This is a genomic window from Ruficoccus amylovorans, from assembly GCF_014230085.1.
GTDB classification, from domain to species: Bacteria; Verrucomicrobiota; Verrucomicrobiia; order Opitutales; family Cerasicoccaceae; genus Ruficoccus; species Ruficoccus amylovorans.
This window is the reverse complement of sequence record NZ_JACHVB010000014.1, coordinates 264,863-278,406: the sequence shown is the minus strand read 5'-3', so window position 1 is coordinate 278,406 and position 13,544 is coordinate 264,863. Positions and strand designations below refer to the sequence as shown.

Sequence of the window (13,544 nt, the reverse complement as noted above, 5' to 3'; positions counted from 1 at the left end):
TGTCTCATGCTTTCATTCTCATCCAACACGTCGAGGTCTGTGGATCGAATTCCAGGCAATAGCAGCTACCAGAACGGTAAATTGCCCTCGCCAACTTTCGATGTTGAGATTCAATTTCAATACCCATCACGGGGTCAATTTACTTATTCAATGAAAGATTAATATAAGATTATCTTACCTAAACAATTTCAAATCGTCATAATCGTCATTATCTTCGGCACCTGCGATACCCGTGTGAAACTCAGGCCCCCGCCACAAGCACTCCGCGGCCCTCCTCGTTCACCTTTCCCGGTGTCTGAGGTGCTCAGGCCTGTGGCGAGACTTCCTGAAAAAGCCTCCCCTGCCAGGTCGCACGGTCACGCAGGCGTTTTTCGACCCGGTGGGTAAACTGGTAATTGCGGAGCTCCCCCCACTGCGGCGCAATAAGCAAGGCGGGGGGCGACTCGCTGGTAAAACGCTCCACCACGATCTGCGGCGAAAGGCGTTCGAGATAATCGACCACAAGTTCCAGGTACTCCTCCGGTGTAAACAGCGGAAAACGCTCCGGGTGCTCGCGGTACTCGTTCGCCATCTGCGTGCCGTGCACGATCTGGAGCTGGTGCAACTTGAGGTGATCGATGGGCAGCTCTGAAATTACCCGCGCCTGTTCGAGCCAGTCGGCGCGGTCCTCGCCCGGCAGCCCAAGCATCAGATGCGCCCCGCAGGCGATGCCGCGCTGGGCGGTTTCACCGATGGCGAGTCGGGCTTCCGCAAAGCTGTGCCCCCGGTTGATGCGCCGCAGGGTCTCGTCCTTGACCGACTCAACCCCGTACTCGACCATCACGTAGCAGCGCTGCGAAAGTTCGGCCAGGTAATCGAGGATCTCCGGCGTCACGCAGTCCGGTCGTGTCCCCAGCACCAGCCCGTTTATGCCCGGCACGCTCAGCGCCTCCTCGTAGCGCGCCTTCAGGACTTCGAGCGGCGCGTAGGTGTTGGAGTAGGCCTGAAAATAGGCCAGAAAAACCGACGGCAGGCTTTTGCGGTTACGGGAAAAGACAACCATCCCCTCCCGCAGTTGCGCGGCGATGCTCCCCTCTTCCCGGCAGTAGTCGGGGTTGAAAGTGGCGTTGTTGCAGTAGGCGCAGCCGGTGCGGGCGAGCTTGCCGTCCCGGTTTGGGCAGGTGAAGCCGCCGTCCACCGAGACCTTCTGCACCCGCCCGGCGAAGTGTTGCCGAAACGCGCTCGAAGCGTCGTTGTAGCGGCGCTCGTGTCCCCATGAATAAACCGTGTTCATACCGGAACGATGAATGGCTAAATGGTTAAAATGGCTGATTGTTAATGTCTGGATGTTGAACCGGGAAGCCAACAATTAACTATCTTGCCTATTTAGCCATCACGGCTGCAATCGTTCTTGTAACATTTTGTACGCGGGCGGCGGTCATTGAAACGCGCAACACGCCCGCGGCAGCGCTACTGCTGCCGCCAGCGGTATCCCTTGCCCGGTCCCTGCCCTTGTCCATAGCCCGGCTCCGGCGGGCTTTGTTCCGGCGAGCCAGTCAGCACGGAGTCTTTCGCCGCCAGCGTATTTTCCCGAACGGGCGCGAGCATCAACCCGACGGGAATAGCCAGCCCGAGGGCGAGCCCGGCGAAGACCGCCCAGAGGCGCTTGCGACCCGCTGCCGCGCTTTTGAGCCAGGGCCAGGCGAGGTAAAGGTGAGCCAGTACGAGCAGCGCGAAGGCGATCCCCACCCAGGTGTGCACTTGACCCCATTCGTGTTTGTCGAGGCCGAGCAACTCGTAGAGACGACCCGAGCCACGCCCCTGGCCGTGGGGAAATTTCCACTTCAGAAGAAGGCCGCTACCGGCCATGAAACAGATGCTCAACCACAGCAGCAGGTTGAGCACGCGCCGAAAAAGAAGTTTATTCATGGGAAGCCTTATCGGAGGGGAGTTACCCACGCCGCTTTCCCATCGCGAAGCCTCCGGTTTAGCCCTCCCGGCAGATACGCTACGCTCAGGTGCGTTCCTCGGGGGGCTGCCAGCGTTCGCTCAGTTCGGCCAGCGTCTGGATATTATAACGCCGGGCGAGGCGCAAAAGTTTCAGGAAAATCTGCGCCGTAATAAAGGCGTCACCGGGAGCAGTGTGGCGGTCGTGCGGCTTGACCCCGAAGCGTCGGCACAGCCCGTCGAGGCTGAAGTCTTTCTTCAAGTGCTCCTCTTCCGGAAACGCCCCCAGGTCCTCCAGCCGGAGGGTCAGCTCCATGGTATCAATCCAGCGGTTCTGAAGTTTCAGGCCGAAACGCTGCCAGCAACGCTCGCCCAGGATTTCCACGTCAAAGCCGATGTGGTGCCCGACGATAACCCCGTCGCGCAGGTAAGCCAAAAACTCCCGCAGCGCAACCGGTTCCTCCAGCCCGTCCTCCTGCGCCACTTCGCGCGTGACTCCGTGCACGACCACCGCCGAGGTGTTGTAGGCAAACTTGATCATAGCCTCGTACTGGTCCTCCAGCATGATCTGCCCCCGACGCACGGCGACCGCGCCAATACTCACAATGCCGTCCTTGCGGGCATTGAGGCCGGTTGTCTCGGTGTCGAGCACGACGAAGCGCACATGGTCCATCGGATCGGAGTCGCTCCAGGTCTGTTCGAAAGACTCGTGGTAGAGCTGGATGTCGTCGCTGTCGCCAAATAAGTTCATCGTTTTCCCTCTCCGTTGAGCTTAAAGTGTGCCGCCGCGAAGTCCAACAGGCGAACAATCGTGCGAAAAACGCCTTTCAGGTGCTCCTGGTCGGATTTCGTCAACTCATGCGGGCGGATAAACTGGCCGTTGTCGCCCCGGCGGTGTCCGATGAGCGATTGCAAGGCGAGACTGGCCCGGGCGGCGTCGGCGGCGGCGCGGAACAGCTCGCGCTCGTCCGGCAGGAGGTCCGCCATGCGGGTAAAGCGCTCAATCGTGCTGGTGCAGTCCTCCTGCTCGTACTCCAGCGCGAAGACCCGGCCCACGTCCACCAGCGGGTAGAGCGCGTGCATCTTGGTGTCGATACAGCTCCAGAGGATGCCCGCCTTGTCCATGACCGAATCACGGAAAATCGTGACCGGAGGCAGGTTTGCCATAGCGTCGTTGGCCAGGAGCGGGATGAAGTTCGGGCTCTCCTTGATCTCGGCCCGAATGTGGCTGCTGAGGGCGTCGGCCAGCTCTTTCTTGCCCCCGACCGCGCGCAGGTCAAAGAGCGAGGTCAGCGAAACGATGTTGCTCTCAATCGGCTCGTGAATCCACCGGCTGAAATACGCCTTCCAGGTGGTCAGGGGCTGGCACCATTCGGTATTGCTGGCGAGTCGGCCGTTGGTATCGAAGGGGAAGCCGCACCCGACCAGGATATGGCTCACCTCCTCGGCCAGGTGCAGGAACCAGCGGCGACAGTAGCGGCTGATCTCCACCGGCGGGTCTTCATAGACGAGCGCCGTCCGCTGCGCCGACCGGATCAGCCGCTCCTTGCGGCCCTCGCTGTGCATGGCCAGCCAGCAGAAGCCGACGTCCGGCTTTTCCAGCCCGCGGTCGAGCAGGTGCTGTTCGCCCATTTGCAGGGCGCGGTTGAGCACGAGCCCGTCGATCTCGGCCACAAAGTCGATCAGGAAGCCCATGTCGGCCTCATTCTCCAGGTACTCCAACAAAAGCTCGTCCGCGCGGTCGCGCAGGCGCGAGAGCGCGCGGACATCCGAAGCGGCCAGGATCTGGCGGCCGAGGGCGTTGGGCAGGCGACCGTAGTTGAGCTGGAGTTCGCGCTCGGAAACCAGCCCCATGACGGGGGAATCGGGTGTGCCGTCGCGGGTCACACACAAGTGACGCAGCCGGTAGCGGAGCATGCGCAGGAGGAGTTCCCCGGCGTTGAGGTCAGGGCCGACCGTGCGCACGGGCGAAGTCATCAGCGTCTCGACCGGGGCTTCGGGCGAAATCTCGCCCGTGGCGACGCGGCGGCACAAGTCAGCCTCAGTCACGATGCCCAGCGGAAGCGCTTCGGCGCTGGTGACAATCGCCGCCTGCTGGTGATGAGCGGAAAGCTTCAGGGCGACCTCGCGGACTTTCTCGCCGGGCGAACAGGTCAGATAACCATCGGACTCAAAGGTATGGTGAACGCCGCTTTTCTGGAGCCATAGACGCTGCTCCTGCCCGGCCTCGTTGCCGGAGTCCTCGCCTTTGCCGGCGGGGAGTTCAGAAAAATAGTCCACCAGGTAGCGCGTGGCAGCAGGGTAACGGGCGACGAGCGGCAGAAAATCTTCGAAGGGTAACGCGTACAGCAAGGTGTCGCTGGCGGTGATGGCGGTGTAGCGGTAGGGCTGCTCACCCATGAGCCAGAAAATCCCCAGCAGGTCGCCTTCGACGCGCACATCCACCAGTTCCTCGCCGCCCTTGGGCGAGCGGGTATAGAGGTTGACCGTCCCCTGCTGGATCACGTAGAAGTGGCGGTTTCTCGGCTCTCCCTCGTCGAAGACATGCTCGCCTTCCTCGTGGAACTTCACGCGGCCCGATCCGGCCAGATGAACCAGGTCCTGCAGGCTCAGAAATTCAAACGGAGGGTATTGCTTGAGAAAATCGGCGACGCGCAGGGAGATGCTGGACGTTTTCATATAAAGCATTCAATTTAAGCGCCGATTTCACACCGGTCCGAGCAAAAAAAGCGGCTCTGGACATTCAAGCTACTAACGAGACTATTAGATTACCTATGGAAGAAACCAACACTATCATTCACTTGGTGGAGACCTACGCCTTCCCGGCCCTCTACGCCATCATCATCCTGATTGTCGGTCGCATCCTGGCCAAATTCATCACCAAGATATTCCGCAAGGTGCTGACTGCCCGCAAGGTCGAGGCCGCCGTGGTCTCCTTCGGTGGAAATGTGCTCTATTTCATTCTGCTGGCCCTCGTCGTCATCGCCGCGCTCGAGAAAGTCGGCATCAACACGACCTCGGCCGTCGCCATTGTCGGCGCCTGTACCGTGGCCATTGGCTTCGCCCTGAAGGACTCCCTGGGCAACTTCGCCGCCGGGATCATGATTCTGGTCTTCAAGCCCTTCCGCATCGGTGACTTCATCCAGGCCGCAGGAATCAGCGGCACGGTGGTTGACCTGAGCATTTTCGAGACCCAGTTCAAGACGCCCGACAACAAGAAGATCGTCGTGCCCAACGGCCAGATCACCAGCGGGCCGATCACGAACTTCTCCTCTCACGACACCCGCCGCATGGACCTCGTGGTCGGCTGTGGCTACGACGATGACCTGCGCAAGGTCAAAGCCGTGCTGGAGGACATCCTCAACAACGACGAATGCGTGCTCAAGGATCCCTCCTACACCGTCGGTGTGCTCGAAATGGCCGACAGCAGCGTGAACTTCGCCGTGCGCCCCTGGGTTAACAGCTCGGACTACTGGCCGACCTTCTTCCGCCTGCAAATGACCATCAAGCTCCGCTTCGACGAGGAAGGCATCTCGATTCCGTTCCCGCAGCGCGACGTGCACGTCTATCAGGCCGATCCCAAGCCCGCCGACGTCACCACCCCGGCCAACAGCTAACGGGACACCCCGGCAGCGGGTCAAAAACCCGCCGGGTTCTTACGCTCTTTGCGACAAGGCGCTCCCAGCTTCGGGAGCGCCTTTTTCGTGTTTTCCCAGGGAATAATAATTGCGGGCTTGCGCAGCCCGCACCCGCGGTGCGTGGCCGCACTGGACAATTAAAAAAGCTTCGCGCCCCTTCGCGTGACTTCGAGGGCGAAGATTTCCCCCGCCCCCACTCGCCCGTCTCAGGCTTTTTTCAAGAGGCCGGGCTGACGCTTGAGGATGGCCATGATGTCCGAGGACGGGCGACGGTTGCGGTAGAGGTCGGCCATCAGTTTCATGGCCGGGTCGATGTGGTGGAAAAACAGCTTGTAGCCCGCGCACAGGTGGCTAAGCCCGAACTCCCCCTCCGGCGTGAAGGTGAAGCGGTGCTTGGGGCAGTCACCGTTGCAGGCGAAGCGCACCTCGCACTCCCGGCAGTAGCGCGTAAGCTTGTCGCGCTTGTCGTTGCCGAACTTGCGCGCCGCCGCACTGTCGGCCAGCTCGGCGATGGACTGGTTGAGGATGTTGCCCAGCTTGTAACGGGGGTACACGTAGTGGTCGCAGGCGTAGAGGTCGCCGTTGTGTTCGAGGGCGAAAGCCTTGCCGCAGGTTTCGGAAAAAACGCAGGTTCCGCCCGGCATGCCGAGCCACTTGCCCAGCGCCACATCGAACTGCTGCACGAAGGTGCGCCCGACATCGCGCGTGACCCAGCGGTCGAATATCTTGCACAAAAACTGCCCCCAGGCCCGCGAATCGACGGTCCACTTCGTCACAATGGGCTGGTGCGGGGCGGGCGGGTTGTCGAAGTCCGGCGGCAGCCCCAGGCTAAGCCCGAGCTTGGCCGAAGCCTCGTCGGCGGCGCGCTCCACCAGCGGGATGAACTGGAGGTAGTTCGAGCCGATGTTGCGCAGGAATTTGTACACCTCCAGCGGTTCGCCCACGTTGGAGCTGCTGACCACGGTCAGGGTGTTGAACTCGACCTTGTGCTTACGCGCCAGCTCGATCCCCCGGATCACCTGGCGATAGCTGGACTGGCCGCGCTTATCGACGCGCCCGGCGTCGTGCAGCCGCTCGGGGCCGTCGATACTGATCCCGACCAGAAAGCCCTCCCCGGCCAGGAAGCGGCACCACTCGTCGTTGAGCAGAGTGCCATTGGTCTGGAGGGCGTTCTCGATCTGCCGCCCGGCGGCGTACTTGCGCTGGAGTTCGACCACCTTGCGGAAAAAATCCACCCCGGCCAGCGTCGGCTCCCCCCCCTGCCAGGCGAAGGACACGCTCTGGCCGGGCTGGGCCGCGATGTAGTCGCGGATATAGGTTTCGAGCAGTTCCGGGTTCATCTTGAACCGCTCGTTACTCGGAAACAGTCCCTCCTTTTCCAGATAAAAGCAGTACTGGCAATCGAGGTTGCACAGCGGCCCCATCGGCTTGGTCATGATGTGGAAGGGCGAGGAGGCCCGGGAAACGGGGGCCGACGTTTCCACTTGCCCGGGTGCGCTGTTGCTCATGATCGCAGAATTCCTCCGGTTTTACTTGAGCAGGTTCTGGAGCAGTCCCCGGACGGCGTCCTCGGGCGTCGCCTGTTTCTGTTTCTGTTGCTGTTGCGAGGAGTCCTCGCCCGTCGTGGTCCCGTCGGGTTGAGTGCCGGTGTTTTCGTTCATCCGGCCCTCGTCGCTGCCCATGGCGGTGGCGGCTGCGGCGCTGAGGAGCTTCTGGTTCAGTTCGGAGAAGTCCGGCTTGGCCAGTGTGCCCTTGAGCGGGAAGGAAAAGGCGTCGTAAAACCCGTCCGCGTCCGGCTGGCTGGAAGAGAGCATGCGCAGGTCGGAGAACAGGCGGGCCGCGTCACCGGCGGCGGAGAGCTTGACCTCGCCGCTGAGCGTCTGTTGCGGGATGGGCACGCCGGACTGGTTTTTGACCTTGGCCGTGCCGTTGAGGCGGATCTCGGGGCCGTCAAGGGCGAGCTCGCTCAGGTCGATGTCGAGGTTCGCGCCGCGCTCGGCCACGATGGAGAAGCGCTCGTAATCAATCTGCTGGAGTATCTGGATCAGCCGCTGCGCGGTCTGCACGCCCGTGCGCTGATTTTTCTGGAAAAGCGAGGCCACGCCCAACCCGAAGCCGAGCAGGTTGCCCGTCTGCTCCTGGCCGGCGGCGGCGAGCATGCGCAGGGTGCCGTCCTTGCCCTCCAGGTTGAACTTACCCTGAATGTTTTGCGTCAAGACGTTCATGGTCGGGCCGGTGCCGGTGGCTGTCCCCGTGACCGAGAACATGCCCGTCAGCGGCGGTGTCGCCCCCGGCTGCGCCTGCACGAGAAACTTGCCCACATCGAACTGCGAAAAGGTCAGGTTACTCTTGAGGTCGTAGGGGCTCGCGCCCGGCGTAAAGGCGATAACCGTATCGGACTTGAGCGGCGCGCCCGCGAAGGTGGCCGAAAGCGGATCGACGGTGAGCCGGTCAGCGGTCAGCACGAGCTTGAGCGTGGCGGCGGTCAGTTGGTACTGCTTGACGTAAATCTTGTCGATCCTGGCCGTGGCCTGCCCGGCAAAGCCGTCCCAGAACGGCACCGTGTCCGCCTGCGCGGCGCTGCCGGATGTGCGCTGGGCCGAAGCCGTCGCGGTGGACTGCGAGGCCGCAGTCGCGGGCTGGGCGGTCGTGCCCGTCGGGGCTGCCGGGGTCGCGGCAGTCGCCGTTGAGGCCGCCGTCTGCGCGGCGGGATTCTTGAAGGCGGAGGCGAGCAGTTGCAGGCCATCGAGGCCGAGTTCGTCCCCGGTCAGGTCCACGTCGAAATGCTGGACCCCGGCCTTTTTCTCCAGTTCGGCCTTGAGCTTGAGATCGGTGTTGCCCTCGGCAGTCCGGAGGACGAAGGGCGCGCTCACCTCCAGCTTGCCGGAGTTTTCAAAGCTGCCCTTGGCCGAAACCATCATCTGCCCGACCGGCTTCATCGGCTGGCGAACGAGGAGGTTGGCCACGGTCGCTGCCACATCAAAGTCGGCCTTGCCGTCCTCGTAGTCCAGCGTCGCCGTCGCCTCGAAGGTGCCCGTCGCCACGTTATTGTACGCGCTTAGCGCGGGCTGCTTGAGCAACTGCGCCAGGTCGCCGGAGAGTTGGGCCTTAAGCTCCATCTCGGGCTCGTCGGCGGAGGGGTCGGCCTCGATCTGCACCGTCCCGCTCGCCAGCGGCACACCGCGCTGGGTGAGCTTGAGCGCGGTCACATCCACCGTGGCCTTGTCTGGCGAATAGACCACCGTGGGCTGCGCGGCAAGGGTGAGCGCGTCGAGCATGGGCTGGCCGTCCTTGACTACGGAAAGGTCCGTCAGCGTCAGCCCCTGCGGCAGGGTGATCCGGTACGTGTCATCGTCCTCCGCGCTGACCAACACCTGCGCCGAAACCGGCTGCCCGCTGAGTTGGATGCCCTTCAGCCACGGATCGATGAGCGGGAGGGGAAGCGCGTTCAGGGTCAGGCGCACGAGGTCGCCCGTGAGCTCGGGCATTTCCGCGCCCTCGCCGCACTTGAAGGAAAAGGCGCGCAGCGTCTCCAGCACCAGCAGTTGCCCCTGATTGGCACTGGCCAGCCCGGCATCCAGAGTCTTCAGCGTGACCAGGCGATCGGCGCATTCGGCCTGGAGGTTGGCGGTCAGGGTGACCTGGCCCAGCGAGGCCAGTTCCTCGCGGAGGCGGGCCAACTGGTCAAGCACGAGCCGGAACTTGCCCTGCACCCGGCCGTCGCCGTTGGTCGTCACCACGTCAAAGTCGAGCTCGCCGTCCAGCTCGAAGGCCGGAAGCATGTCCGCCGGGACCAGCGCCGCCACCTGCGGGTCGGCGGCGTTCAGGTTGAGCGTGCCCTTGAGGTTGTTGCCCGAGGGGTCGAAGGTCGCGTCGAGGCTAACCAGCTTGGCCTCGGGGTTCGAGGTCTCGGCCATCGTGACCCGGTACGACTCGGTCTTGTCCGGCTGTTGCGCCAGGTCGGCGACAAAAGCGAGCTTGGGGGCGTTTTCCACCGCCGAGCTTTCACCCGCCACGTCCACCTCCAGCACGATCGCGGTGATGGCGGCCTCGTCGTTCTGGGTCAGGGTGAGCCGTCCGTCCACCGTGGCCTGGCGCAGTTGCGCCTCGGGAGCGGCGTCGTCGAAAATCACCTTGAACTCAACCTTGCCGTCGGCCCCCGGCTCGATCCCGCCACCGCTGAGCGTGGCGTTGACCTCACGCTCTCCGGGGAGCAGCACCTGGGCCTTGACCGCCACCTCGCCCACATAAAGTTTGAACGGCAACACCCCGTGCGCAAAGAGCCCCTTGAACGGCTCCAGATCGGGTGCCTCGGGCAGTTCGGTTTTCCCGGACGAGGTTTTAGAACCGGTCTTCTCGGCCACCGTGCCGGGTGAGACTTCGCTCGGACTGCTCAACTGCGGGATGACCGGCCCCGGCCCCATCGGGATGGATGGCCCGCGCATGTTGACCACGAGACCCTTCACCGCCAGCGAATCGACCCGAACCTCCTTGCCAAAGAGGTAATCCCAGAGCGAGTAGTTCAGGGTCAGATCCTCCAGACCGATGAGGGTGCCGTCTTTTTCCACCGCCAGCGAGCGGATCGTCACCTGGCTGAACCCGGCCTTGAAATACTCAAACTCGCGCACCGAGACCTGCTTGTCCAACACCCCCTGCACGAGGGACTTCTGGAAACCGGCGCTGTTGAGGACAAAGAGGATGCCAGCCACGGCCAGAAGCACGCAGACGACGACAAGAATGAGGATCCATTTTAACAGTTTCATGGGCAATAACGGTTTTCAGGAAAGGTTGTGCAGCAAAATTATCCGTGCAATCAAGTGACACGGCCCGTACGCCCTAATATTTCCCGAAAACGCCGTGATTACAAGCCGCTTTCCAAAAGCAGTTGCCAGCCGCCCTGCGCCCAGCCGTTGGCGGCGGGCCGTCCGGGACCGGTGATCTCAGCCTGCCGGAGAAAGTCCTTTAACGTGTCGGGCATGTCTCCCACCCACCAGTGAAACCACGCCGCGAACAGCTCCGCCCCGGTTTTCACCGCCAGCAACGGCAGAAAGGCATCCACCGCCAGCGTGTCAAAGCGGCTGCCGCCGACCGTCCCGGCCAGCACATCCTCCGCCAACACCTGCCGGGCGGCACTCAGGCCTCGCCGCCGCTCGACTCCCGTCTCTGCCCCGGCCCGGCAGTGCAGGCGCTTTTCCAGCCCCCACTCGATCAGCCGTTGCGGCCAGTCCGGGCGCTTGTCCAGCAGTTCCAGGTATTGCGCCAGCCGGCGCTTCGGGTGATTGGGCGGACGCAGCCCCGTCAACGCCCACTCGCCCTTCATCCGGCTAAAAAGCTCCTCCGCGCTGCGCCCCCGCATCTCCTCCGGCGGGTAATGCCCTGCCAGCGCCGTCATGGGAGCGCGGTTACGGCGGTAGCCAAGCACCTCCAGCGCGGTCAGGTGACAGGCCTGGTCCCACTCCATCCGGCTCAGTCGCTGGCGAGCAAAGGCCGCCTTCTGCCGCCAACGCCGCCCCGCCCGCTCCCGCAGTTCGGCCAGGCGGTCTTCGGGCCGGGCCGCCAGCATGACCTCCAATGCGGCCAGTTGCTCGGTCTTTTCCAGCGCCAGCAGTGCCTCCTCCGAGGCGTAGCTTTCCAGGTCCTGCTCCAGGCGGTCCAGCAGGACAAGCGTGGGCGGCCAGTGCCCGCCGCTCGTGACTGCCGGACGTTTTGAGTTCAAGGGAGGAAACAGGCACACATGCAGTGCCACCCGGTCGAAACCGGGGTCGCGGTCATGCCCGTGCAGGAACCAGTCCTGCGGGTAAAAATGCACCTCGACATCGCCCTCCAGCTTTTCGCCGTCGAGCATCAACTCGGCCTCGCGAAAGTCCGGCCCCTCGTAGTGGTTCCAGCGCCCCCGCCGGCGAATGGCCAGTCGCTGCCCCTCCAGTGTCCGCAGCCGTTCCTGCCTGAAATCGCCGCGCTGCCAGATTTTTTGCAGCACCCGCTCTGACACGGTCACCGCCCCGTATTCGCCCTGAATTTCCACTGCCCTGACCTTTTTTTCTTTCATCACGACAGCATAAAAACTATTCCGTATCAACAATAATTACAGGAAAGGTCATCCTAGTCTTGTTTGAATATGGAATTTAACAGGAAGACCGGAAAGGGCAAAAAGGCACACCGGTAACAATTGTAAGCGCTCCTACTCCGGCGGGATCTTGATCTGCTGTCCCTGGCGTAGCGAGTGCGGGCTGGCCAGGGTGTCGCGGTTGGCGTTGAAAATGTCCTGCCAGCGCGCCGAGGAGCCGTAGAATTTCGTGCTGATACGCGACAGCGTGTCCCCGGCCTCCACCGTGTACAGGCGCATCCCGCTGGGGGCCGGGCTGGCCGCCGAGGCTGACGGGCGGGTGTTTGCTGTCGCCGTGGACGGGCGCGGAGCGGAGGTGGAGGTTGCCGCCGTGGTGTTCGTGACGGGGCGGGAAGACGTACTCGCCGGAGGCGTGCGCGTCGAGGAGGTGCCGGCGGTGGAAAAAGTCGGGGCCGAGACGGGCGCGCCTTCCAGTTGACCGACCCGCCCGCGGGCGGCGGCCAGTTGGCGTTTCAGGTCGAGGTTTTCGGCCCGCACGCTCTCGATGATTTCCAGCAGGTCGAGCCGCTCGATCTCGTCGTCGTAAGGCTGGCCGGGCAGTTGCCGCGCAAAGTCCTTTTTCGCCGACTCGATCATCTGGCGCACGAGCGGCGACTGGTCGCTGTCCGGGCGATACTCCAGGTACTTGCGGTAGTGGTAGATCGCCGCGATCGGGTCGCCGAGGTAGTCCTGATACAGGCGGCCCGCCTCCAGGTGGGACTCGGGGGCCTCGGGGCGCTTTTCGATCACCTTCAGAAAGGCCCCCAGCGCCTCGTCGTAACGCTGCTCGCTGAGCTTGATCATCCCGCGGTTGAAGTGCTTTTCGTCGCGCTCAGGGACGACTTCCAGGCTGCTGTTGTCCGAACAGCCGCACAGAGAGAAGAGCACCAGGGCCAGCGCAAACCAGATTTTTCCCATCGCCCAACTATCTGCCAGCGCCTGAAACGAAGGCAAGTTTTGTTTCCACTTCCGCACGCCGGACGTTTAACCTGCACAAATAACATGCTCACCCGAAAGCGTATCGTCGCTGCCTGTACCTCCATCGAAAAGGAGGCAGCGACCGAACCCGCGGGCAACCGGGGCAGGAGCCTTTCTGGCTCCGAAGGGGCGGAGCCCCTCATTCGGATCAAACGCCGAGCGTTTGCGGATCGAACGCCGAGCGTTTGCGCTTACTCTTCCAAGAGGACCGCGGTGTAAAAGAGCACGTCGGAAAAGCGGTTAAAGCACTTGAGCAGGGGCTCGCGGATAGTGAAGCCCTGCTCGTGCAAGGCCCACAGCATCAACTCGACCCGGCGGAAGGCCGCCCGGATGACGTGGAACTCCGCCGAGGCTTCGCCAGTCTCACCGGAGACCTTCCAGCTACTGAAGTCAAACTGGTAACCGCTCTCGTCGAGGTGGGTGCGCAGGCGCTCGTAAATGCCCTCGATGAACTCGACATCGGCCTGGGTGATCGCCTCCTTGCGCTCGGTGTACTTCTGCTTGCCCTCCTCGCCGGTGGAGACTTCGCCCATCAGGTAGGTGAAGCGCCGCTGCAGGTGCAGGAAGTCCGTGCTGAGCTGCTGCGCAAAGGCGTCCCCGGCCCGCAGGTAGCGGTGCCCGCGCCCCAGCATGGCCAGCACGAGGTCGATCTCGCCGGTGGTGCGGATGCGCGCATCGGTCTTGGAAACCCGTTCGCCCGACCACAGGGCGGTCGTGCCGCTGTCGCCGCGGCGGGTGGCTATATTCGGCAGGGACATATCGGAAAAAGGCTTGGGTTGGGAATGGGTGTTGACCCGCGGTAGAGGTGAAATTGCGGGTAATTCTCCGCAAGATACAGGGTCCCGGCCGCTTCGCAACTCTTTCCCCTGAAAGCCGACGCCGGGCCGAAAAGAAAG

General features: G+C 62.9%; 10 protein-coding genes. 1 reads left to right on the top strand and 9 read right to left on the bottom strand.

The window, feature by feature from the left end; translation table 11 throughout:
- Positions 1–304: 304 nt before the first annotated feature.
- The 4 genes from mnmL to H5P28_RS05580 form a co-directional block, all read right to left on the bottom strand.
- A complete protein-coding gene (gene mnmL, locus H5P28_RS05595) occupies positions 305–1,273 on the bottom strand; it encodes a tRNA modification radical SAM protein MnmL/YtqA (RefSeq protein WP_185674732.1) in 969 nt (322 codons plus the stop codon).
- Between the two features lie 176 nt (positions 1,274–1,449).
- On the bottom strand, positions 1,450–1,908 hold the full coding sequence (locus H5P28_RS05590) for a DUF4405 domain-containing protein (RefSeq protein WP_185674731.1): 459 nt from the start codon (positions 1,906–1,908) through the stop codon (positions 1,450–1,452).
- A gap of 85 nt (positions 1,909–1,993) precedes the next feature.
- Entirely contained in the window at positions 1,994–2,677 is a 684-nt protein-coding gene (locus H5P28_RS05585; protein WP_185674730.1) for a 3'-5' exonuclease, read from the bottom strand.
- Complete coding sequence (locus H5P28_RS05580; RefSeq protein ID WP_185674729.1) at positions 2,674–4,605, bottom strand: DUF294 nucleotidyltransferase-like domain-containing protein; 1,932 nt, start codon at positions 4,603–4,605, stop codon at positions 2,674–2,676. The genes H5P28_RS05585 and H5P28_RS05580 overlap by 4 nt, the downstream gene beginning before the upstream one ends.
- A 95-nt stretch (positions 4,606–4,700) precedes the next feature.
- Here H5P28_RS05580 and H5P28_RS05575 point away from each other — a divergent pair, with 95 nt between their 5' ends.
- Positions 4,701–5,543, top strand: a complete 843-nt coding sequence (locus H5P28_RS05575; RefSeq protein ID WP_185674728.1) for a mechanosensitive ion channel family protein — start codon at positions 4,701–4,703, stop codon at positions 5,541–5,543.
- Between the two features lie 227 nt (positions 5,544–5,770).
- Here H5P28_RS05575 and H5P28_RS05570 read toward each other — a convergent pair whose 3' ends face one another.
- The 5 genes from H5P28_RS05570 to H5P28_RS05550 form a co-directional block, all read right to left on the bottom strand.
- Complete coding sequence (locus H5P28_RS05570) at positions 5,771–7,072, bottom strand: anaerobic sulfatase maturase (protein ID WP_185674727.1); 1,302 nt, start codon at positions 7,070–7,072, stop codon at positions 5,771–5,773.
- Positions 7,073–7,093: 21 nt separating this feature from the next.
- On the bottom strand, positions 7,094–10,327 hold the full coding sequence (locus tag H5P28_RS05565; protein ID WP_185674726.1) for an AsmA family protein: 3,234 nt from the start codon (positions 10,325–10,327) through the stop codon (positions 7,094–7,096).
- A gap of 98 nt (positions 10,328–10,425) precedes the next feature.
- A complete protein-coding gene (locus H5P28_RS05560; protein ID WP_185674725.1) occupies positions 10,426–11,613 on the bottom strand; it encodes a DUF2851 family protein in 1,188 nt (395 codons plus the stop codon).
- 132 nt (positions 11,614–11,745) lie between these two features.
- Complete coding sequence (locus tag H5P28_RS05555; protein ID WP_185674724.1) at positions 11,746–12,588, bottom strand: LysM peptidoglycan-binding domain-containing protein; 843 nt, start codon at positions 12,586–12,588, stop codon at positions 11,746–11,748.
- 251 nt (positions 12,589–12,839) lie between these two features.
- Positions 12,840–13,406, bottom strand: coding sequence for an ATP:cob(I)alamin adenosyltransferase (locus H5P28_RS05550; RefSeq protein ID WP_185674723.1), 567 nt, complete (start codon positions 13,404–13,406; stop codon positions 12,840–12,842).
- Between the last annotated feature and the right edge of the window lie 138 nt (positions 13,407–13,544).

What these genes read in the sequence shown, in the direction of transcription:
- mnmL (WP_185674732.1), bottom strand. Translation starts at nt 1,273, where the DNA reads ATGAACACGGTTTATTCATGGGGACACGAGCGCCGCTACAACGACGCT.
- H5P28_RS05590 (WP_185674731.1), bottom strand. Translation starts at nt 1,908, where the DNA reads ATGAATAAACTTCTTTTTCGGCGCGTGCTCAACCTGCTGCTGTGGTTG.
- H5P28_RS05585 (WP_185674730.1), bottom strand. Translation starts at nt 2,677, where the DNA reads ATGAACTTATTTGGCGACAGCGACGACATCCAGCTCTACCACGAGTCT.
- H5P28_RS05580 (WP_185674729.1), bottom strand. Translation starts at nt 4,605, where the DNA reads ATGAAAACGTCCAGCATCTCCCTGCGCGTCGCCGATTTTCTCAAGCAA.
- H5P28_RS05575 (WP_185674728.1), top strand. Translation starts at nt 4,701, where the DNA reads ATGGAAGAAACCAACACTATCATTCACTTGGTGGAGACCTACGCCTTC.
- H5P28_RS05570 (WP_185674727.1), bottom strand. Translation starts at nt 7,072, where the DNA reads ATGAGCAACAGCGCACCCGGGCAAGTGGAAACGTCGGCCCCCGTTTCC.
- H5P28_RS05565 (WP_185674726.1), bottom strand. Translation starts at nt 10,327, where the DNA reads ATGAAACTGTTAAAATGGATCCTCATTCTTGTCGTCGTCTGCGTGCTT.
- H5P28_RS05560 (WP_185674725.1), bottom strand. Translation starts at nt 11,613, where the DNA reads ATGAAAGAAAAAAAGGTCAGGGCAGTGGAAATTCAGGGCGAATACGGG.
- H5P28_RS05555 (WP_185674724.1), bottom strand. Translation starts at nt 12,588, where the DNA reads ATGGGAAAAATCTGGTTTGCGCTGGCCCTGGTGCTCTTCTCTCTGTGC.
- H5P28_RS05550 (WP_185674723.1), bottom strand. Translation starts at nt 13,406, where the DNA reads ATGTCCCTGCCGAATATAGCCACCCGCCGCGGCGACAGCGGCACGACC.